The organism is Halomonas sp. MCCC 1A13316 (assembly GCF_014931605.1).
Classification (GTDB): Bacteria; Pseudomonadota; Gammaproteobacteria; order Pseudomonadales; family Halomonadaceae; genus Halomonas.
In genome coordinates this window covers 2,455,371-2,475,678 of record NZ_CP053382.1, presented here as the reverse complement: position 1 = coordinate 2,475,678, position 20,308 = coordinate 2,455,371, and the positions used below count along the sequence as shown (strand labels likewise).

Annotated in this window: 14 protein-coding genes and 2 pseudogenes; 3 read left to right on the top strand and 13 right to left on the bottom strand. The window is 57.6% G+C overall.

The window, feature by feature from the left end; all coding sequences use genetic code 11:
* Nucleotides 1-10 precede the first annotated feature (10 nt).
* From HNO52_RS11500 to HNO52_RS11465, 9 genes and pseudogenes are all read right to left on the bottom strand, one after another.
* On the bottom strand, nucleotides 11-784 hold the full coding sequence (locus HNO52_RS11500) for an SDR family oxidoreductase (RefSeq protein WP_197565451.1): 774 nt from the start codon (nucleotides 782-784) through the stop codon (nucleotides 11-13).
* Nucleotides 785-856: 72 nt separating this feature from the next.
* Entirely contained in the window at nucleotides 857-2,125 is a 1,269-nt protein-coding gene (locus HNO52_RS11495) for a TRAP transporter large permease (RefSeq protein WP_197565450.1), read from the bottom strand.
* A 2-nt stretch (nucleotides 2,126-2,127) separates the two neighbouring features.
* Nucleotides 2,128-2,640 carry a TRAP transporter small permease gene (locus tag HNO52_RS11490; protein WP_197565449.1) on the bottom strand — a complete coding sequence of 171 codons (513 nt, stop codon included), beginning with the start codon at nucleotides 2,638-2,640 and terminating at the stop codon, nucleotides 2,128-2,130.
* A 62-nt stretch (nucleotides 2,641-2,702) separates the two neighbouring features.
* Nucleotides 2,703-3,701, bottom strand: a complete 999-nt coding sequence (locus HNO52_RS11485) for a TRAP transporter substrate-binding protein (protein WP_197565448.1) — start codon at nucleotides 3,699-3,701, stop codon at nucleotides 2,703-2,705.
* Nucleotides 3,702-4,255: 554 nt separating this feature from the next.
* On the bottom strand, nucleotides 4,256-6,580 hold the full coding sequence (locus tag HNO52_RS11480; RefSeq protein ID WP_197565447.1) for a site-specific integrase: 2,325 nt from the start codon (nucleotides 6,578-6,580) through the stop codon (nucleotides 4,256-4,258).
* Entirely contained in the window at nucleotides 6,568-8,910 is a 2,343-nt protein-coding gene (locus HNO52_RS11475; RefSeq protein WP_197565446.1) for a hypothetical protein, read from the bottom strand. The genes HNO52_RS11480 and HNO52_RS11475 overlap by 13 nt, the downstream gene beginning before the upstream one ends.
* A gap of 2 nt (nucleotides 8,911-8,912) precedes the next feature.
* Nucleotides 8,913-9,710, bottom strand: coding sequence for a hypothetical protein (locus tag HNO52_RS11470; RefSeq protein WP_197565445.1), 798 nt, complete (start codon nucleotides 9,708-9,710; stop codon nucleotides 8,913-8,915).
* A gap of 1,002 nt (nucleotides 9,711-10,712) precedes the next feature.
* Nucleotides 10,713-10,832, bottom strand: a pseudogene (locus HNO52_RS21345) (IS30 family transposase); the annotation flags it as partial.
* 127 nt (nucleotides 10,833-10,959) lie between these two features.
* Nucleotides 10,960-11,727 carry a GIY-YIG nuclease family protein gene (locus HNO52_RS11465; RefSeq protein WP_197565444.1) on the bottom strand — a complete coding sequence of 256 codons (768 nt, stop codon included), beginning with the start codon at nucleotides 11,725-11,727 and terminating at the stop codon, nucleotides 10,960-10,962.
* Between the two features lie 1,711 nt (nucleotides 11,728-13,438).
* Between HNO52_RS11465 and HNO52_RS11460 the strand changes: the two genes are divergently transcribed.
* Nucleotides 13,439-13,597, top strand: coding sequence for a hypothetical protein (locus tag HNO52_RS11460; protein ID WP_197569334.1), 159 nt, complete (start codon nucleotides 13,439-13,441; stop codon nucleotides 13,595-13,597).
* Between the two features lie 191 nt (nucleotides 13,598-13,788).
* On the opposite strand, the gene HNO52_RS11455 is transcribed toward HNO52_RS11460, so the two are convergent.
* The 4 genes from HNO52_RS11455 to HNO52_RS11440 all read right to left on the bottom strand — a co-directional run bounded on the left by HNO52_RS11455 (nucleotide 13,789) and on the right by HNO52_RS11440 (nucleotide 17,310).
* Entirely contained in the window at nucleotides 13,789-14,805 is a 1,017-nt protein-coding gene (locus HNO52_RS11455) for a site-specific integrase (RefSeq protein ID WP_232090230.1), read from the bottom strand.
* A gap of 134 nt (nucleotides 14,806-14,939) precedes the next feature.
* Nucleotides 14,940-16,493, bottom strand: a complete 1,554-nt coding sequence (locus tag HNO52_RS11450; protein WP_197565443.1) for a DEAD/DEAH box helicase — start codon at nucleotides 16,491-16,493, stop codon at nucleotides 14,940-14,942.
* On the bottom strand, nucleotides 16,490-17,110 hold the full coding sequence (locus HNO52_RS11445) for a VspR family transcription factor (RefSeq protein ID WP_197565442.1): 621 nt from the start codon (nucleotides 17,108-17,110) through the stop codon (nucleotides 16,490-16,492). Before HNO52_RS11445 ends, HNO52_RS11450 begins: the two co-directional genes overlap by 4 nt.
* A complete protein-coding gene (locus HNO52_RS11440; protein WP_197565441.1) occupies nucleotides 17,107-17,310 on the bottom strand; it encodes a hypothetical protein in 204 nt (67 codons plus the stop codon). The genes HNO52_RS11445 and HNO52_RS11440 overlap by 4 nt, the downstream gene beginning before the upstream one ends.
* Before the next feature lie 987 nt (nucleotides 17,311-18,297).
* On the opposite strand from HNO52_RS11440, the gene HNO52_RS11435 reads away from it, so the two are divergent.
* Together HNO52_RS11435 and HNO52_RS11430 are read left to right on the top strand one after the other, a co-directional pair.
* The gene (locus HNO52_RS11435; protein ID WP_197565440.1) at nucleotides 18,298-18,435 is read left to right on the top strand and encodes a hypothetical protein; all 138 of its coding nucleotides are present in this window, start codon (nucleotides 18,298-18,300) and stop codon (nucleotides 18,433-18,435) included.
* Nucleotides 18,436-19,213: 778 nt separating this feature from the next.
* Nucleotides 19,214-20,203 (top strand): annotated as a pseudogene (locus HNO52_RS11430) (IS481 family transposase).
* Nucleotides 20,204-20,308: the final 105 nt, after the last annotated feature.

The following is a 20,308-nucleotide window of genomic DNA, read 5'->3' as shown; positions in this document are numbered from 1 at the left end:
CTTTTGCCTGTTACAGCGACTCGACGTTGGCGCAGACACTCAGCGCCTGGCCGGAAATGTTGGTGCCGCCCGGCGCCGAGAGGAACAGCGCCATGGCCGCGATGTCGGTAGGCTCGACCATTCGACGCATGGAGATCTTGGAGAGGTTTTCCTGCTCCATTTCGGCATAGCTGAGCCCGCGCTTAGCGGCACGATCCTGAATGACCTTTTCGATGCGTGGCCCGCGCACGATGCCAGGCAGGATGGCATTGACCCGCACCCCCTCGGGGCCGAGCTCGCAGGCCAGGCTCTTGGTCAAGCCGACGACGGCCCACTTGCTCGCGGCGTAGGGCGTGCGATAGGCAAAGCCCAGACGGCCGGCGACCGAGGCCAGGTTGATCAGCAGCCCTTGGCTCGAGCGCAGCAGGGGCGCGGCACGGTGGGCGATCCGGTACTGGCCGTTGAGGTTGATGTCGATGGTGCGGGTCCAGGCGTCCTGATCGATCTCGTCGATCCCGGCAGTGGGCCCGGCAATGCCGGCGTTGTTGACCACCACGTCGAGCCCGCCCAGGGCGGCAGCATCCTCGAACAGCCGGTCGACGTCCGCTTCCTGGCTGACATCGGCCTGGGTGTGGGTTATGCCCTCGGGCAGTTCGGCCAGGGCCTGGGTGTCGATATCGCAGACATGCACGCGGGCGCCCGCTTCCTGGAAGGCCTTGGCAATGGCCAGGCCGATGCCGTTGGCGCCGGCGGTGATCAGGACTCTCAGGCCGTGGCGTGGCGCCAGGCTTTCAACGACGGTCATGGGGTTTCTCCTAGTAAGGGCTTAACACCTAAAGAACTTGTCACCTGAACAGGGCTCGTCAGCTGAAAACGGTTACAGCGAAGGCAGCCAGGTGGACAGGAAGGGCAGCAGGCTGATGATCATCAGATTGATGAGCACGATGCCGACGAAAGGCAAAACGGCCCGGGTGAGACGGGCGATGCCGATATTGGTGATCTGCGAGGCGACGAACAGGTTGAGCCCGACCGGCGGCGTGAACATGCCCATGGCCAGGTTGACCACCATGATCACGCCGAAATGGACCGGATCGAAGCCGAAGCCGATCGCGATGGGCAGCAGGATCGGCACGAAGATCAGGATCGCTGCTGCCGCCTCGATGAACATGCCGGCCACCAGCAGCAGTAGGTTGGCCAGGATGATGAACAGCAGGGGGCTATCGATGGCCGAGACGACGAAATCGGAGATCATGTCCGGCACACGCAGGCGCTGCAGGATGCGCCCGTAGAGCCCCGCGGCACCGATGATGCTGAGCACCACGGCAGTGGTCACGGCCGACTGCTTGAGAATGTCGACCAGGCTGCTCAACTTGATTTCGCGATAGATGACGGAGCCGATCATGAAGGAGTAGGCCACTGCGATCACTGCGGCTTCGGTTGGCGTGAAGATACCGCCGTAGATGCCCCCGAGAATGATGATCGGCATGAGAATCGCCAGGATGGCCTTGCGTCCGGCGCGCAGGACGTCCTTGAGCGAGCTCTTCTCGTTACCCCCCAGGCCGTTGGCCTTGGCGAAGAAGTAGGCGAAGAGCAGCAGGGTCAGGGTGACCAGGATGCCCGGCAGGATCCCGGCGATGAACATGTCGCCCACGGAGACGTTGGCGGCGATTCCATAGAGGATCAGCGGAATGCTCGGCGGGATGATCACGCCCAGCGCCCCGGAGGCGGCCTGGTTGGCGGCGGCGTAGCTGCCGGGGTAGCCCTTGGACAGCATCGCCGGGATCAGGATGGAGCCGATCGCTGCGGTGGTGGCCGCCCCCGAGCCGGAGATGGCGGCGAAGAACAGCGAGGTGACGATGGCCACCATCGCCAGGCCGCCCGTCATGCTGCCGACCAGGGTGTTGGAGAAGTCGACCAGGCGCTGGGAGATGCCACCGCCTTGCATCAGGTAGCCCGCCAGGATGAAGAACGGGATTGCCATGAGCGGGAAGGAATTGACCGAGGCGATGAGCTGCTGGGCGATGACCAGCAGCGGCATCAGGTCGCCATGCCAAACGGTCACGGCGGAAGCCAGGCCAAGCGAGAAGGCGATGGGTACGCCGATGATGAACAGCGAGATCAGCACCAGGAACAGGAGCAATGCCATGGTCAGTTCACCTCCTGCTGGGGTTTGTGTGCGATGCCGAGCGCCTCATCGAGCAGTAGCCCGAGGCTGTTGATCAGGATGACCACGCCGCCCGCGGGTATGGCCATGTAGGGCCACATCATGGAAATACGGGTGCTGGGAGCGGTCTGGCCGGAGACACGATCCATCAGGTCGTAGCCGTACTTGACCATGATGAAAGCGAAGAGGGCGGAGCACAGGACGATGATGACCCGCAGCAAGCAGCCCAGTGTTTTGCCGGCATACTCCAGCACGATGTCCACCGAGATCAGGGCCCCCTTGCGATAGGCATAACCGGCCCCGAGGAAGGTCAGCCAGAGCATGGCGAAGCGGGCGATCTCATCGGAAAAGAACAGCGGACTGCCCACCACGAATCGGGCGAACACCTGCCAGAAGATGAGCACGGTCATTACCAGCAGGAGCCCGGCCAGCACCAAGCCGATCAGACGGTTGAACTGATCGATGGCCCTGTTGGCCAGCAATAGAGTTGTCTTCATGGCTGCCTCATGCGTCAGGAGAGTGCCCGCAGGAGGCCGTGCGACCTGCGGGCTTCGAGGGCTCAGTACTCGTAGTTGATGGCAGCATCGACCAGGTCTTCACCGACGGTGGGGGCCCATTCGGTGATGACGGGTTTGACCGCCTCGCGGAAGGGGGCGAGGTCAGGGTGAGTCACGGTCATGCCCAGCTCCTCGAGTTGCCCGAGATAACGCTGCTCGAGCTCCTGGCTGGCTTCGCGCTGAACGGGAAGGGCAATCTGAGCCGCTTCCATGATGATCGCCTGGTCTTCTTCACTGAACGAGTTGTATAGGTCCAGGCTCATCATTAGTGGTGCCGGCGAGTAGACGTGCTGGGTCATGTTCAGGTAGTCCTGAACTTCATAGAAATTCACGTCATAGATGGTGGGCAGGGGGTTCTCCTGACTGTCCATCACGCCTTGTTGAAGGGCGGTGTAGACCTCTGTCCAGGCCATCGGTGTGGCGTTAGCGCCCAGCGCTTCCCAGGTGTCGACCTGGACGCGGCTTTCCTGGGTGCGGTGGTTGATACCTTCCAGGTCGCTGGGGTGCTCGATGGGGCGCACCGAGTTGGTGTTATGACGAAAGCCGTTCTCCATCCATGCCAGGAACTTGACGTTCATCTGCTCCTCGGCCAGCTGGGCGAGCTGTTCGCCATGCTCGCTGTCGAGAAAGGCATAAGCATGTTCGTGATTCTCGAAGACGTAGGGCAGGTCGAAGAGCAGGAACTCGTCGACGAAGCCACCCATCGGCCCCGTGGAGGAGATGCCGGCATCGATGAGGCCGAAGCCCATGCCCTCGACCACTTCGCGTTCGGCACCCAGCGCATTGTCGTAGTGGGGCTCGATGGCCAAGCGGCCGTCCGATAGGCGCTCCAGCTCCTCGCCGAACTTGAGTACGCCGACGCCTTGCTGGGATTCCGGGCCCAGGGGAAGGCTGACATTGATGACGCGCTCCGGCGCGGCATGTGCCGTGACGGAGGCGGCCAGGGCGATGGCGCCGGCCAGAGCGGAGAGAGTGAAAGTCTGAGTGGAGGGACGCTTCATGCAGAACTCCTGATGTTGTGCCAGCGCATGGGCTGGTGGTTTTGTCGTTGGAGTGCGTATTGGGCACCGCGACTCGAAGGTCACGCCCCTGTTCTAGGCAATAGTGCATACGTATGCAACCAAGCGGAGGCTTGTCACGCTGTGATTGTTGATTAAGTATCTGAATATAAAACAAATATACTTTGGTATTAGTTATGGTTACGTATGCACTAAGTTGACCTGATGCAGCGATGAAGTTCCTTGCTGTTGTTGCCTATAACATGCAGTGGCTGGATCTCCGGGGAGGGGCTAACAAAGGCGCGGCGCCATTCAGAGACGATAGGCGATGCGCTGGCGCTGGAGGGGAAGTGGATGATGCGCCATGCTGACGGTCGGTAGTCAATGAGACTGCCATCCAGACGTGCTCCTGTCCCAGCAGGCCGTAAGTGAAATCCGACAGGCTCGCCAAGAGTCCATGTCGCGTTCTCGTCTTGTCGATAGGGTGAGGATCGTACGCCTGAACACAGGGCGGCGCGCAGCCGACGCAAGCTGCTTCAGCTGCGCTGCCCGAATCATCAACGACCCTTTGGCGCCAGGATATCGCTATGGATGATGCCCAGTGTATGGGCATAGTTCTCAAGCAAGGTTTTCGAATCTCGGTGGCCAATCCACTTAGCCACTTGCAGCAGCAGGGTACCTCGCGCCAAGGTGTCGTGCCCCTCGGCACCGCAGAAGTGCGTCAAAGTCGCTTCCAACGAAGCATCGCAGAACATCCAGTGATGCCGATGTTGCAGTTGCTGGCGAAAAGCCGGCTGCTGAGCGGCATGCAGGCGTAGTAGCGTCCAGGACACCGCCGCATGGCGTAGCCCATGAAAATCAATATCCCCTCCCAGCACATGGCGCATCCACTCGATGACCGGTTTGATGAGTGAGTGCCTCGCATAGGCATCTGGCGAATGGCGAGGCCCGAACAAGGCTGTTTCGGCAAGTGGCCATGCGGCACATTCGCTGGTTCGTGCTCTGACCCAGCCTTGCATCTGCTCAATGACGGATGGCGGCGCCATCACATGCAGTGCCACGCGGCGCCGGGCCGCAGGGGTCTTACCCCCGGGTATTTCGATCCAGCAGCTACTGTTTCCCTGAGCATTGGCCGGTCCCAGCAATACATTGTTCAAGGTCAACGACATGACTTCCGAGGCGCGTAACCCGCCATAGAACCCTAACGCAACGACCAACCCCATCATCTGGCGAGGGTCGCCATCGGGTAGGCGACCCGTCAGCGATTCCCAAACCGTCTGCATGTGGTCCGGCGAAAGGATCCGGGTGCGCAGGACACTGGGAGAGATTGACTTGGCCCCGCTTCGGGGCAGGCTGACCTCCTCCAACTGCCCGTAGTGCTGACAAAACGCCAGAAACTGACGGAATGTTTTGTAAAACGCCGCTCGGGTATTCTCCGACCAACCGGATCCGGCGGTTGCCGCCTCCTGCAGCTCCAGCACTACCTCATCGTCCCAGTCACTCAGGTCAAGCACGGCTTCGTGCAGCATCATCGTGATCGGCGTCAGTCGAGACAATTTCGTCCCTGCCGTGCTGAGCTTGTTTCCCTCAATACGTAGCTGCTGGTAGAGGTAATGCAGCAGCCATTGGGGGTAGCTGCCGGCATGGCCGAATAGCTGGATGATTCGCTCCTCATACTGCTCCAACAGGTGCTGCATCGGCCGCTCGAATCGTACCCCATTGACCTTGGCTTTCCCCAGTTGGCGAACGTCAGTCAAGAATTGCTGAAGTAGGTTTTTTGCTCGACGTGGCCAGTCATCGGGCAAATGATCGGTGATGACCTGAAAAGAACCGGCGGGCCGGGTTTGTTCACCCAGCTCCGGCATTGATGGAGTCTCACCCCGTCCGGTAGGACGATCAGGTAGCCGACCATACTGCTCACCAGGCGAATATCTGTGAGCCGTCCCGCTGTCTGTCAACAGCGGTACCGGGGTGGACGTCGGCAGCGGATACTGCCGCAGCAGTCGAGCCCAGAGGTGAGGAATGCCGCGAAACACCGGTACAAATTGACAGGCACTTACCATCGTTGACCAACTGTCCAAACTGGGTTTCTTGTCGCTGTCCGGATGGGGCCCCAGCTCCTTCAGGCAATGCTTCGCCGCGCACTTGAGGCGCTTGCGCAGATGCTGAACGCGTTCCCGATGAGCCAACGTTTCTGCTTTCTGCCTGGATGCTAGCAGCCAGGCAGAAGGCTCTTTATCTTTTTCTCTTGTCAGCAGCGCTCGCAGCGGTACCCAGACATCATCCGGCAACCGCACGCGGTAATGGGCACCCGCCGGGAGCCGCTCCCCCGGAGCCGAGGGAATCGACAGCCACTGCTTATCTACGTGCTGATGGGAGAGCATCGCCAACGTCCCGAGCATGACTGTCTCGCCCATGCCCAGACGCGTCATCAGGCGGATGGCAAGCAACAGTAGCCAGGCATCAGCACTCCTGGTGTGGCGGCTCCAATCCAGCAAACGTCGATCCAGCTGTAACATCTGTTCGCTGATGATGAGGGCGCGTCCCGTGGTAGGCAGGGCAGTGGGGCGGTGAACCAACACCAGCTCAGGCATCAACACTGCCTGCATGCCGGGGAGCTGGTTCAGACGCTCCAGCACACGGTTGATGCGCTTGCGCGCTTGCTGATAGGTGATTGCACGCCCATTGGTGTGGCGCCACTCGAACAGCCACGTGATCAATCCATCGACTGCCTCGCGGTCCAACGACACTTCGGCTTTTGGAATTTCGCCCAAGGTGGCATTCAGAATCCACTGGGTGTCGGAGAAGCTAGCGGGTTGTACCAACGGATTATTTTCACCCTGCCACAGCCCGAGCAGACGAGCGGCGTTCAGCTGTTCCATGGCAGGTCCCTCCAGGCCAGCGGGTGATAGCCGCACTGATTCAGCCACTCCTTTAGAAGGCGCCGCAGCGCAGCCTGCTGACCCGTCGCGGCTTCCCCACGGGGAGCCGACAGGCTACGACCATCGCGCGCGTGCCCGAGCAGCGCGTCGACTTCTGCATCCGGAACGCGCTCTCGCAGCCAGCTAGCCAGCGAATGGCGTGCCACGTTGCTGGCCAGGCCGGCGGAATGCTCTAGCGACAAAGATTGAAAATCGCTCCAGGTCATGTCACGCAGGATCAGCCGGCGTCCGCGTGCCGGAGCCACCAACCAGGCGGGAGTGCTGCGTTGTTTGCTGCGCTTATCCACTAGCGTCACGTCCACACTCTGCAGTCGACGACAAAGGACATCGGTCCAGCGCTGCAGGTGCAACAGCGCACTTTGGAGTTCTCCGATCAACGGCACCACGCGCGACTCGATACCACGCGGCGAGGCCTTGTCGCGAATCCACTGTAGCTGTCCACTGATTCGGTTATGGCTGCTGGGTCCCACTGGCCGGGCGCCGGTCGAGAGCTGCCAGGCGAGCAAGTGATAGGCGGCAACATATTGATACAGTCTGGCAAGGCTTTCATGCGGAAACGGTCGGCCGAGCCACCAGCCAGCCATTTCATCGCTGGGGGCCGTCATTTTTTCCTTAATCTCGATGAATATTGGGAGGAAGGCCTCGGGAGGCTGCGCCACGGAGGAGCCCATTATCGCGCGAGTGCCGTCCGGGCCGCCGACCTGTCGATCAGATTTGTCCCGGTGTGTTTCACTGATGATGCCCAGATCCGCCAACGTGGCGTCAAAGATTTGCTGAATTTCGTCACGTGACAGCTGGCGGTAGGCTGCCGGAGCCGCGAGGGATAGGTCGTATTGGCCGGCGAGTGTCTTAGCGGCAACGTCATCTCGGGCGTGAGGGCGGCGCCACAGCCAACTGGTGGCGCTCAACCGGTTTGCCGTAGGGGTCACGCCCGGTTGGCGGCGAAAATGCTTGAGCAGCTGTTTATTCAGACGCGTGCGGACGCCACGAAACGGTTGAAGGCCGGGAGTAGAGTAGTCGGAGGACGATAAAATATCTGCCAGTACGGCGGGCAGCCGCAATTTGACCCAGAGCAGGTCGGGGAAATCGTCGTTCGCGCTCGGGCCATCGAGAAGCCGATAGCAGAGCTCGCCGGTTGTGGGTCGCCAAAACGGACGCTCCGTGCACGGCACCATCTCCGAACCGATGGGCGGCTCAACCGTCAGACTGAGCAACCGTTTGACAGGCATGCCGGTGCTGAGCAGAAGGATCGCAAGGAGGCGTTCTATCGGAGATAGCGCTGCCGACATCACCTCCCGAACCTGCTCAGGGGGTAGTCGTCCCATGTCGCTCACGGCAGCCAGGGAGGCTGTGGCAGAGCTAGCGACCCATTGCTGCACAATCCGGCGGTCATCGTCTGGCGTCAGCATTGAAGGAGTTTGCCGCTGCATGATCACTTGCTCGCCTGGCTCTGCGTTTTCCCCCTTCGTGGCGGAAATAACCGTGCGAAACCCTAGCGCTGTCAATTCTTCTGTATGTTCGCCGGGCAAATCGGCTCCTTGAATCACACGACGTGGCGCAGGAGGGGATGTAGCGAGCTTTACAACGCGCGCTGCATGCCAAGGATCTGTTTTCGTCCGCTGGCTGCCAGCGGCACTGTTCCTTTTACCGGATGACCTGCGAATCAGCTGCCCGGGGAAGAGTGAGCCGTTAATAATTTCAACGAAAACTTCATAAGAATCTAGTATGTCATTTCTTTGCTTAAATAGCGCATCGCTTTCGATGGTCGCAAGAAAGAATTTCTCTGGATTACTCTCTTCGTCGGTGACTTCCCAGTCAGCGTTAATTGCCGCCATCAGCACGTGTCGTACAGCAAGCACATGGCTATAGAAGTTGTTTCGCGAGGTTCTGGTTCCATTTTTCAGTTCTGAAAACCAGTCACTGAGTAGTCGACGACCCAAGGACGCAGCTTGGCACTTATCGCGACCGAGGAATCGCGGATTCGTCATAGCGTAGAAAACCGGATAGAACGTGCCTAAGTTACGTGGTTGGTTTCTGGCAATCTCGTCGCCTGAGGCCAAGTTTGCCACTGCTATAGATACTTCATTATCATCGTGGTCATACTTATAGAATCTGGTTGCAGTTTCCAATGACTCCAGACACAGTGGCGGCAGAGCATAGCGAACAACCTGCATGACGCGCTGCGCGTCATGCAGGTTCAGGTTCGAGAGGTCAATAGCCTGCTGCCATTCCTGAACGATTTCATGCGGGTAGGGACGCTCGTCGTGCATGGTCAGACATCCTCCTGAGCAATATTAAGCGCAAACTGTTCGGCCCCGCGCTGTGCGGCCTCATTGATAGTGCTGAGAGATGCTGCCATATTAAAAACTGCTCTACTTTTGTCAGCTTTATCAGACTCGACAGATTTCATTTCTTTCGTGGTTTTGGCTTTTGTGGGTTTGCAGGGTCGCGCTGATTTTTTTGACGGCGTCTTAGAGGGAGCTTTTGCCGGCAAAGTATCCCCGGTTTTTTTGGAATCTTTTTTATAGGTGACGCGGATTTTTCCTAACGCATGGTTGATCGAGCTCTCGCCAACTTGGGCGGCGCTTAATAAAATCTGGTAGTGTCGAGGAGCTAGCTCCTCGCCATCAAAAAGAAACTTCTCAATTGTTGACTTGAGGTGAGGGTCCTCATGTATGCTTTTAAGGAGTGATTTCCAACTAGGTTTTTTGCCTTCTTTTTTTCGGTAATACATCCTCTGAACGCGACCAAAGATTAGGAACAATAGCAATGTAAAGTCTGGGTCATGTAACGTGGAATCAATAATGTAGACACGCAGGCTTTCCGGAGCTTGGGCGTTCCGGTCCCGCTTACGGTAAGCCAGCTGGGCGGTTAAGGCGTCTTTGTTCAACACCTTCTCACCGCCTCCTTCTTGCATCATGAGAACAGGAGGATGCATCAGCATTACACCCGTCGATGACGTGTTGCTGCTGAGTTGAGGGTCGCATAGCAATTCCTGAGGGGTACGGGTCTCCTCACGTACCTCAACCAATAGGGGATGCCCAGGGAGAGGGTGAATCTGGATAGTCATGCCTGCTCGCTCCTACAAAAGTGGTTTTACTGTCTTCCCTCCCTATAAGGGGTATGAGACTGACGAACTCGAAATATGCCGGTGACGGCAGTCAGTCCTCGCCATGCAGGAGCCGGGTGGTACTAGGAATTGCAGCCTGGGCAAGAGAAAAGCTGAACCGCTGTGCATCTGGCCTACTGCGGCTTCGATGAGCAAACGTAGCGTCGCAGGTCGAGGGGCCGCCCCATCGACTGAGGGATTGGCTCAACCTGAAACCATTGCCCGAGCCCAACCTGCTGATGCCCATTCGGGTTGCGATTTTTTTGGCCGTTGATCGGTTGTAGGGGCATCGGTTCTTGGATCGCTTGCTGGATCAGCGGGGCAGGATCACGCTGCTGAGCCGACCTGAGGTCGATATCAACAAGCACGTCGCCTTGGTCCTCCGGCATGGGTAGCCGATCAATGCGCCGGAAAGGGGTGTTGCCAGGTCATGGTGGGGCGGTAAGGAACAGGGCGTTGGGCGCGTCACTGAAGAGAACCAACTCCCTCTGAAAGTCCGTAATATTAGCGGCTTACAGGTTCCGGGGGACAACAGACCGCTGCTTTATCACCTTTTATCGCTTCTCTGATAATTTATCATTGTGGGAGTAAAAGGCCGTGAAACAGCAGTCGTCGCCACGTCTTCGCCAGGCCGCACCAGTGCATCGTGTAGTACGGGTTTCATCATGACCGGCGTGGCTCAGCGGCCCGAGGCCTGCTGGCAGACCCTTGGAGCTCGCTGCCTATGCGGCATTTGCTCCCTTGAGCGCACCAAGGGTGGGAGCGTGCAGGACTGTCCGTGAACACAGCATCACTGATGTAGTAGGCTGGTGGGTCGCTCCCGTTATCCTTCTGTCCTGACAGAGAGGTTCCCATGCACATTTCAGCCGTCTTGCCAGCATCGCTCCGAGCGGGCAGTACAGAGCACCTCACCATGGACCCAAGATTTTCGTCAATCTAGTATCTTGCATGGCCGTATAAAAAAGAATCAGCAATGGCGCCGATCTCTTCCTGGCTATATACGGAAAGGTCAATGCCCTTCGGCTAAATCTGTCGCAACAGGCCGTTGGAGTCTCGCTGCCTCGGATTATGGGGGCGGCGGAATAGATGAACGCACTGACCGTTGTGTGATCTCGGCATGCTTCATCATCTAACTGCCTGACTCCTTCGCAGCTGGCAGAGAAAGTACAGATAATTGTCTTGTATCATTCGGGACCCTATAACCAAGGACTCAGTCAATGTGGGATGGACTCAAGCAATTCTTGAGGGATTCGATAATTGTATCCAGTGAACTCACGGGAATTCGCGCGCGGCGTGGGCTATCCTCACTACCTGTTGAAGAAATCTCCTGAGAGTAACGGAAGTCTTCCAGAGCCTCCTCACTGGTACGGTTATTTGACCAGATGGTGAGGGTGTAACGTCCCCCAGTTCTCGCGCCAATGTGCAGACGGTAATCCTTGACTGAAAATCGGACCCCTCTTTCCCCCTTGGTTACGTGATATTCGGTTATACCTAATTCTTCCAGCCTAGGAAGTACCTCGCTATAAATGCGTTTTTCACTATTTGCATTTACTGCTTGTGTTGCAGCCTGAACGTCGGCATCTTCCTGTACGGTAATTTCAGTGGCTTCCGGGTGGTATTTCTCGATGAAGCTAGTTACCGCGTCGACTAGGTTCTCGTTGCCGTCCCAGAAATACTCCCCGTCCAAGCGCGTATTATCAAGAATGTTATGAAGCATGCTTTCCACTTCTCGGGCTGCCAGATGGGTCCATGCCTTGACGATTTTGACCTTGACAGGACTCATGGTGCCGAGCAGCTCCTTTTCCCGGCGCTGAGGCATACCAGAGGTAATGCCAATTTTCTTGATAGGCGGAAAAACAGTATCGGACTCGAAACGCTGGAGCTTTTCCGAAAACATCGGCTCAGCCAAGTACAAAGTATTCTGCGGCATATGCTTCCTTAGTTTGAGGTTGGAAAGTGGTGGTGTGGCTCGCTCCATGCCCTAAGTGATCTCGCGCCGCCAAGATTCGCTCTTCGCCAGCCTAGCACTCTGCTGCCTAGGTGTGATCTCTCAGTAGGTATTTCATCCGGAGCCTAACCGGAAAACTGGTGCGAACCAAACCAACTTCCAGTTGGCCCGGATGTACACCTATAAGAATGCCCGTCTCGCTCTGCATGGTCGAGCCCTGTTGGCCCTCGCGTCATAAATGAAGCGCTCCGGCCAAGGAGGTGGCACTGGCCCAGGGACGTCAGTGTGAGGAGAGGCCGCCCCATCTACTGAGGGATTGGCTCAACCTAAAACCATTGCCCGAGCCCAACCTGCTGATGCCCATTCGGGTAGCGATTTTTTCGGTCGCTGATCGATGTAGGGCCATCTTCTTGGATCGCTTGCTGGATCAGCGGGGGCAGGAGCACGCTGCTGTTACGACCAGAGGTCGATATCAACAAGCTCGTCGCCTTGGTCCTCCAGCATGGGTAGCCAATCAATACGCCGGAAAAGGGTGTTGCCAGGTCATGGTGGGGCGGTAAGGAACAGGGCGTTGGGCGCGTCACTTAAGAGACCCTAGTCCCTAAGAACGTACGTAATATCAGTGGTTTGCATTTTACAAGAGACAGCAGATCGCTGCTTTATCACCTTTTATCGCTTCTCTGATAATTTATCATTGTGGGAGTAAAAGGCCGTGAAACAGCAGTCGTCGCCACGTCTTCGCCAGGCCGCACCAGTGCGTCGTGTAGTGCACGCTTCATCACGGCCGGCGTGGCTCAGCGGCCCGAGGCCTGCTCGCAGTCCCCTGGAGCGCCCGCGACATTTGCGGCATTCGCTCCTTCGGGCACACCAAGGGTGGGAGCGTGGCGCAACTTTTCGTGTACCACGCATAGCGCTTGTTCAGGCCAAGAAGGCGGCCTGATTCAAACCAACGGATCTCGGAGAACGCCGGGACGGTTCACTACTGGATCCGCCTGCTGCTGGACTACTATGAGGGAAGCGTACGATGTACGCTGAGGTCAGTGATTCCCCTTGGGGAGGAAGCAATGAAGACGAAGCCTAGCGAACCGAGAGTAACGGGTAAGCGGAAGGGCGAAGAAACCCCGACAGTGCGGCATCATACCGCTCATGGCGCCCTGAAGGTTGATCGCCCAAAGATTACGATTGAGATCTTTACTGCATCGGATACTCGCAAGCGTGATCCCAATGACAGGGATATCATGGTTGCCTATAAGCGACGCCGCAAAGAGGCCCTTGAGGCTATCCGCCGCCATCGGCGAGAGCTGTTAAGCTCCTGAGCCACTTTGAGCTCTGCATGGGCTACCCTGGCAAGTCGTCGGGCAAGGGCAGGCGTTTGGGCTTTTGCTTGGTGGCGGGCGGCGTCGCCGGGGTAGCGAGTGCTTCCAGCTCGGCCTGAGACGCCTGACGCTGCACAAGCACAGACTTCTCCCATGTATGGGAAGTCCGCTTCGCCACCGACCAGGCTGCCCTGGATGCAGTACATGAGGCGATCGATGAAGAAGGCATCGGCGCCTTCCTGGACTGACAGCCGCCAACCTTCCGCACGCCCGCTGTAGCTGGCCGAGGAGGGCGCCAAACTGAGCGTGCTCCTGGCGCGTCTGGAGCGAATCGTGCCGAAGTCATCGCCACATGGCAGTCTATCGGACTTTCCGTCGCCCCGTGAGATACTGACCACCGTTATCGCCGAGCTGAGAAGTTCGCCATGAACCGCTTCATCCCTGTGGACCGCCAGACCAATTACGTGCTGCCTCCTTCAGTAGATAACTGGTTGCCCGATGAGCACCTGGCGCGGTTCGTCGTCGATGTTGTCGAGCAACTGGGCATCAAGGCGCTTCTTGGGGCAGAGGTAGATGAGCCTTAATTTTGACATGATGGGGTCGGCACCTCGTTATCAGACCCCAATTAACCGGCCACATCGTCAACGGTCACGTGAAAGCCAGTTACCGGGTAGTCTTCCCAGTATCCGCGTGTTTTGAAGGAAGGTCTCTCGCCTTCCCTCAGGGTACCGGCACAAGCCCTCCTGCCTCTACCGTGCGGTCCAAAGTGCTGCGGTTATTCTAGGGAAACAGGGTTCAAAGAAAAGAAGTCTCCGGGGTTGTTCTCGAACTCGTCAGCGATACGAATGTACCGCTCGAATGATTTTTGGTCTCGGTGGCCACTAAGGCGCTTGATCTGAGTATCCGTTTTGCCTCTCAGATGGGCCTCGGTGATAAATCCTGCCCGAAAACTATGTGGAGTATACCCCTGCGAGTGCAATCCCGCCGATACCAAGGCTTTACGCATTCTGACGTACAGTGTCTGAGCTGACATTCGTCCCGCCCCGAGCCGTCCCCTTGAGCTGATGCCACGAAAGCATGCCCCCTTGGTAATGCCTGATGCCGCTAGCCATCGCTCCAAGAGCGACACCGAACAGTAAGGGGCACCGGTTGGCGCGCGCATCAGGCTCTTGGTCTCGATACGGCCGGATTTGTTCGTCTTGCTATGACGTAACATGATAACGATGCCCTCTGGACGCCAGTCGACATCCTCCACTCCGATCGCCACGACTTCGCTACGCCGGAACGCACCATAGAACGAGAGAGCGAACATCGCTGCATCTCGCAGCCCATGCAGGGTATCTTGATCCAGGCTATCCAGCAGTAAATGCAACTCCTTCAGTCGCAATGCCGGGGCCGAATCCTGACGCATGTCGCGGGTGCGCTTGATTCCGCGAAGCACGCTGCGTACGGCCATGCTCTGCACCGGGGAGGGGAAGTTCATGTAGCGGTGCCACATGTGCAGAGAGTTGGCATAGCGGTCCAGGGTGGCGGGTTTCTTGCCCAGTGCGTTCTGTTGCGACAGGTAGTTCGCAATTTCCGTATCTGTGGCCGGTAGCCTGCCACCGGCGTTACGGTAAACCCTCAGATCCGCCCGCATGGCGCGTACGGTATTGGGGGAGACACTCTCCGCTAGCAGGCGTCTCGCCTCCCGTGTCATTCCCTCGTGGAGAGTGGGCAGACCATGGCGTTGATCAAAGGGTTCAGCCACCAGTTGGACGTTACGAGGGCCGACAAACATGTTCTTTTTCATTGTTTATACCCTGATAAATATACAGTTAACTCTAGAATTTGCTGCGCGATGTGTCCAGGGGTCATCCCGGTGCTAGCCTGCTTGCTCGCCAACATGGCCGAGACGGCGCTCCATCCAGGCCGAAATCAGGACGTTCAAGAATGAGAAAGCTGGAGTGCAATCAAGCGAGTAATGAACTGGTTGGAGAATTCGACGTCGGGGGCGACCTGTAACCCCAACGTTGGTAGCGCATTCAGGCTAAGATGTGGCGATGGGATCCGAGCGGGATTAAGTCCAGGGTCCTGAGCCGACTGAGCGTCCAGGTCACTGGCCCCTCCATTTCCGGACGCGGGGTCCCCAGCGTTGCCTGGGATATCTGCAGCAGGCTTGGATGAGGAGGGACTCGCTAGTTGTACATGAGCCAGATCATCGGGAAGGTCATCCGTGATGCGGCGGGCAAAATGACGCAACGAGGGTTCATTGAGGGCAAACAGGTAGCATTCTGCGTCCTCAATTCCCTCACGGCGGATAATGCGTCCCAAAACCTGACGAAAGCGCTGTTCCGTGCGGATATGGCTGAGATAACAGCACACTCGCAGGCGAGGGATATCTACTCCCTCGCTGACCATTCCGACCGCAACCAACCAGGGTGTCTTTGTATCGCGAAAGTGACTGAGACGCTCATGAGCGCCGGGTGAGCGGCTGGTGACCAGGCAGACGGTCTCGCCACGATCCTCCAGGTATTCGGCAATCTCTTCGGCATGAGCGATGTCAGATGCCACGACCAGCCCGGCTGCATCGGGGTCCTGCTGACGCAATGCCCTCAGTTGCTGACAGCTGCGCTCAAGCAGATGCGTCATCGGTTCGCTGTGTCGAAGTAGCTGACTGTACTGCATCGTCGGGTGTCGCAGAAGGTGAGGGATGCTGCTGTAATGATGCGTTTCCTGACGCCCGCTGCGAGGATGGTAGGCCGTCAGTTGGATCGCCGGATTGTCGATCAACTGTAGGCGCGGCAAGCGACAGACCTGATCCCGAATGGCTTCTGTCAGCGAGTAGACAAAATCCGGCACGAGCGCGTGGGTCAGGTCTGCCTCGTCGCTTGACTCACCATCCGCTGGGAGAGGGTGCGCCTGTGGCTTTCCCTGGGTACTTTCTACGTAGCGAAGCAGCGGCAGGCAGCTGCCATCGGTACGCCAGGGTGTCCCTGACAGCGCTAGGGTGTACTGGACATGACGTTCCAGTGCCAACAGGGCCAACCCCCAGCGATTACTGGTGTCCTGTTCGTCCTCGCCACGACCCGCGGCGTGGTGACTTTCGTCCCATATCAGCATGACCCGAGCTTGCTGACACAGCGCCTTGAGCTCCTGCAAACGATGATTCAGAGCATGATACGTGTAGGCCCCGCCGGCAGCTCCCAGGCGGCCATGCATGGGCAGACCGGTGACCTCACAGAGTGTCTCGACCGCCCGTGCCACGACGGCTCGCGTAGGACCCAAATAGAGAACGAAGTCGATATCGCCTCTCGACATGAGTTCATCGGCAAGTACGGCAGCCAGCATCATCTTTCCCGCGCCCGGAGTGGCCTGACACAGGAAATGTGGCGTTTGGGGCGTCAGCGATTGCAGGGCTTGCTGAAGACAAGCGGCCTGCCAGGGACGTAGGGGCAGCGGGTGCTGCCTTGAGATAGCTTCGGAGCTCGTTGAGTTCATGCGCGACGCTCCTCATCCAGCAGTGCGTTGCGCAGCCGGATATTGGCATCCAGCATGCCTTTAAGCTCACCACCGCGGGAGAGCGCCTGCGTGATTAGCGGAGCGATACGGTCGCGCTCGTCGGGAAAGCGTTGGAGAAGAGTGTCGTAATGATCTGCTTCGGCCAGTATGACCTGCATGTCGGTACGTAGCCGCTTGCGTTCTTCCTTCAGGTAATCCGCCAGTGAGTTGGATGGAGGTGAGGCTAGATTAGGGTTGGGTGAGGGCTCGGTGACATCAGGTGAAGGAGAGGCCTCAAGATGCAAGCGATACAGTGGCCGGTTTTTGCCATGTACGCCTACACGGTAGGCCAGCCCGTGTCGCTCCAGAGTTCGGAGTCGATCTCTGACACGGTAACGCAGTACGGCCGGATCCAGGCCCTCGAGCTCGGGTAGGTTAATCAGGGCATCCCGGACATCGCTGACCGTGAATTCCTGCTGGGTCTGGGCAAAGATCAACAACTGATGGTCCAGTGCCTCGGCCACCATGCGTTTTATGGGCTCGACCGAGTTGATAGAGATCCGGGCGGATTCCGGCAGCGCATCGTGGGTTGTCTGTGTATCGGCGAGCAGGTTCATGCGTTCCCCTCCCACGGGGCGTCGCTCCCGTCGAGATCGGCGGCGCGAGACAGGGCCTCGGCCTTGCGCATGTGGACGTGATAGCGATGGTAGCGAACACGCTCGCTGCTATTGGAGGCGAAGGCGGCGTAAGCCATCGCCCGGTGGGCGGCAGCACGCGCACGTCGGCTGCGGAGGGGGAGATGTATGCGGGTAGCCATTGGTGACGCTCCTTGGATTTTTGGAGTCACCAACAATTGTTCTCACGCAACTGGAGGTGACTGGCTACGGGGTGAGAAACCGGCATCCAAGGGAACCGGCCAGGCCGAAGCCTGCCCGCAACCAGCCACCATATACACTTGTGAAGGCCACAAAAAAGCGCCTTCACTGTGTAGGCGCTGGTGCGCCTTGGAAATTCGGGTTCTCACGCCCGGCCGAGTAATTTGACTCGACACCCAAAAGCTATCAGCCCTTCTTCTGCTTGTAAAGTGCTTTTCTTTATCTTCAATTCGGTAGCTTATGCGAAGGGGCATAACGGTTTGGCCAAATAGTTGCCCGTACAGGCTTGATAACCCTCGCTCCACATAGCAGGAGCGGGTTCATGACTGCGGCATGCGGTGATAGTTACTGATCGCCAGCGAAACGCGACAGCTCCAGGTGTTTGCAGTGTTTAAAGCTAGGTGCGGGCGTGATATCGATACTTTAGCCTGTTCACCACAAGTCGATTTGGCCTGCGACCAATTCGAGAGACAGTGTCTCTCGAATTGATATGGTTATTTGTCGAAGGCCTATAAGGATAGAAGCAGGCTCGTTCCGCCAGTCCTATTCTGCAAGCAGGGCGACATCTGAAGCCCCTCATTTGGCTGCCGAATCGTCGGCGCGGCTATGCATGTTGCACGTGAACTAGCCCGAATATGGTTCATTAACTGGGCTTCTCAATTCGGAACACGCTGTGTTCCGAATGGGCATAGGGTCAGAATTTCATGCCGTAGGCCGGAAAAGATCAAGCTCAGCATGAAGAATTTTTTGTCGGTAAGTCGCTATGACTACCAAGCTATCATTCAGTATAATCCATGATCGAGATGTTTCGAGGTGAACAACGCGGAGGCGCTCGTGAGGGGGCGGAACCTAATGCCATCCAGCACGAGCTGCCAGCGTAGCGCCTAGTCTGCTCCTGGGAAGATTAATGTTATCGGGAGGTTGTGATTATGGCTAAAAAGGCCACTGAGAAAGCACAAATTCTGCAGATTTTTGATGATTTGGTTGAGCCAGCGTTAAATGATAAGGGGATCTATCCTGATTCAGGAGTCCCATGGGCTGAGGATCGTGAGGCGTTAGAACAGTGACTGAACGCACTGATTGACAGCTATCCACCGGGCCATGTCTTCGCGCACTTTCGCGACACAATTCGTGAGAATGACGGTATTCCTTATCCAGTGATTTTCATCGGGCAAGAGCTTTGCTATCTAGAAGACCCGAAGGCATAGGTCTGAGCCGACAACAATGACTAGCTGCACCCACTCAGAATTTTTTCACGCCAGTCGCCGCCCTATCCAGGGCGGCCTCCATCGAGAACGGCCTTGAGTACCTGAACTTCATCGCCGCAAAGCAGATGCCCAAGCGCGCCCCCTTACCCCCGACCTGCCGTGTTGCCAAGTACAACACCTGGGCAAAATCTCCAGGCTCAATCTTTGCCATACAACTCCTCAACGTTCACCATATGGGTATTTCGCCCTACACGTTTAAGAACGGCCCAGGCGGATTCAGGGGTTGCCATCTTGAAAGGTTGCCCAATGTCCCGTAATAAGTAAACTCTATAGTTCCATAAGGGTGCGATACGTCCCTTTACGGCCTGTGGTCATAACGGTAAGGCGATCGACCGGTATTTGCGAGATGGCCCCATGCTCCGAAAGGGCAGACTCGAGCGAGACATAGCAACGTGTCCAGTTGGTTGTGATCCAACATGCTTGGGGAAAGCCCTTTGTCTACTAGGCGGCCAAGAGAGGGGAATACTCCTCGATCTCTTCCCTATGTGTAGGGTCCCGGATGATCGAATCGCCTATAGAAGTTATCCTCTGCTAGCAGCCAGAGGCCTTCTACAGTAATTCATCCGGGAGCAGGTTCATGGACATCAAGCTGCATAAGCAGGCGACCACGACACCGAAGATCCGTGCCGATATCCAAGCAGAGCATTCCAGCATCACGGATAGCGAGTTGGCCCGCCAGTTTGGCGTATCCACCGCCACCATCCGACGTTGGCGCTACCGTGACGATGTCCATGACCGACCGCACACGCGTCATAACCTGCTGGCCACGCTCACTTCCGAGCAGGAGGAGGTACTCATTGCCGCACGCGAATTCCTTCGACTCGGCTTGGATGATCTGCTCGTCGTGGCGCGCGAGTTCCTGCACCCTCGGTTGTCTCGCTCGGGCCTGCATCGCATGCTCAAACGGCGTGAGGTGCCGACACTGGCAGAACTGGCTCGGCAGGACGTCGGAGATGACGGCAAGCCCCGGCACAAGCCCTTCAAGGACTATGAACCCGGCTATGTACACATTGATATCAAGCACCTGCCCCAGATGCCCGACGAGGAGTAGAAGCACTACCTGTACGTCGCCATCGACCGTGCCACGCGCTGGGTCTATCTGGAGGTCAGGCGCAGCCAGTCTGCCAACGATGCCAGGGTGTTCATGAAGCGGGTGGAGGAGAAGGCACCCTTCAAGATCCAGACGGTGCTCACCGACAACGGCAAGTCGTTCACCGATCGCTTCACACGGGCGGGTGAGCGGACGCCCAGCGGCCGTCACCCCTTCGACCAGGAATGCCAGGCCCATGGCATTGAGCATCGCTTGATCAAGCCTGGACGGCCCCAGACGAAAGGTATGGTCGAACGGTTCAACGGCCGCATCAGCGATGTGCTGGCGACCCGGCACTATACCTCAGGCGAAGATCTGGAACAGACCCTCAAACGCTACGCTTGGCTGTACAATCACCATATCCCGCAGAAGGCGCTTCACCATCAGTCACCGATCGCAGCGATGAAGGAATGGCAGGCCAAGCGGCCTGAGTTATTTACCAAGCGGATGGTCAATCACACGGGACCCGACAATTAAGTATAGCTTAGCTGCGGGGCGTGTCTGCAGTAGAGGAATGATCTTACCCCCCAATAGTTGGACCCCCAATCCAACCTTCGGGGTGCAGTTCATTACCGATGGGTA

What these genes read in the sequence shown, in the direction of transcription:
- HNO52_RS11490 (WP_197565449.1), bottom strand. Translation starts at nt 2,640, where the DNA reads ATGAAGACAACTCTATTGCTGGCCAACAGGGCCATCGATCAGTTCAAC.
- HNO52_RS11470 (WP_197565445.1), bottom strand. Translation starts at nt 9,710, where the DNA reads ATGACTATCCAGATTCACCCTCTCCCTGGGCATCCCCTATTGGTTGAG.
- HNO52_RS11480 (WP_197565447.1), bottom strand. Translation starts at nt 6,580, where the DNA reads ATGGAACAGCTGAACGCCGCTCGTCTGCTCGGGCTGTGGCAGGGTGAA.
- HNO52_RS11440 (WP_197565441.1), bottom strand. Translation starts at nt 17,310, where the DNA reads ATGGCTACCCGCATACATCTCCCCCTCCGCAGCCGACGTGCGCGTGCT.
- HNO52_RS11465 (WP_197565444.1), bottom strand. Translation starts at nt 11,727, where the DNA reads ATGGAGCGAGCCACACCACCACTTTCCAACCTCAAACTAAGGAAGCAT.
- HNO52_RS11460 (WP_197569334.1), top strand. Translation starts at nt 13,439, where the DNA reads ATGAACCGCTTCATCCCTGTGGACCGCCAGACCAATTACGTGCTGCCT.
- HNO52_RS11435 (WP_197565440.1), top strand. Translation starts at nt 18,298, where the DNA reads ATGGCTAAAAAGGCCACTGAGAAAGCACAAATTCTGCAGATTTTTGAT.
- HNO52_RS11500 (WP_197565451.1), bottom strand. Translation starts at nt 784, where the DNA reads ATGACCGTCGTTGAAAGCCTGGCGCCACGCCACGGCCTGAGAGTCCTG.
- HNO52_RS11445 (WP_197565442.1), bottom strand. Translation starts at nt 17,110, where the DNA reads ATGAACCTGCTCGCCGATACACAGACAACCCACGATGCGCTGCCGGAA.
- HNO52_RS11455 (WP_232090230.1), bottom strand. Translation starts at nt 14,805, where the DNA reads ATGAAAAAGAACATGTTTGTCGGCCCTCGTAACGTCCAACTGGTGGCT.
- HNO52_RS11495 (WP_197565450.1), bottom strand. Translation starts at nt 2,125, where the DNA reads ATGGCATTGCTCCTGTTCCTGGTGCTGATCTCGCTGTTCATCATCGGC.
- HNO52_RS11450 (WP_197565443.1), bottom strand. Translation starts at nt 16,493, where the DNA reads ATGAACTCAACGAGCTCCGAAGCTATCTCAAGGCAGCACCCGCTGCCC.
- HNO52_RS11475 (WP_197565446.1), bottom strand. Translation starts at nt 8,910, where the DNA reads ATGCACGACGAGCGTCCCTACCCGCATGAAATCGTTCAGGAATGGCAG.
- HNO52_RS11485 (WP_197565448.1), bottom strand. Translation starts at nt 3,701, where the DNA reads ATGAAGCGTCCCTCCACTCAGACTTTCACTCTCTCCGCTCTGGCCGGC.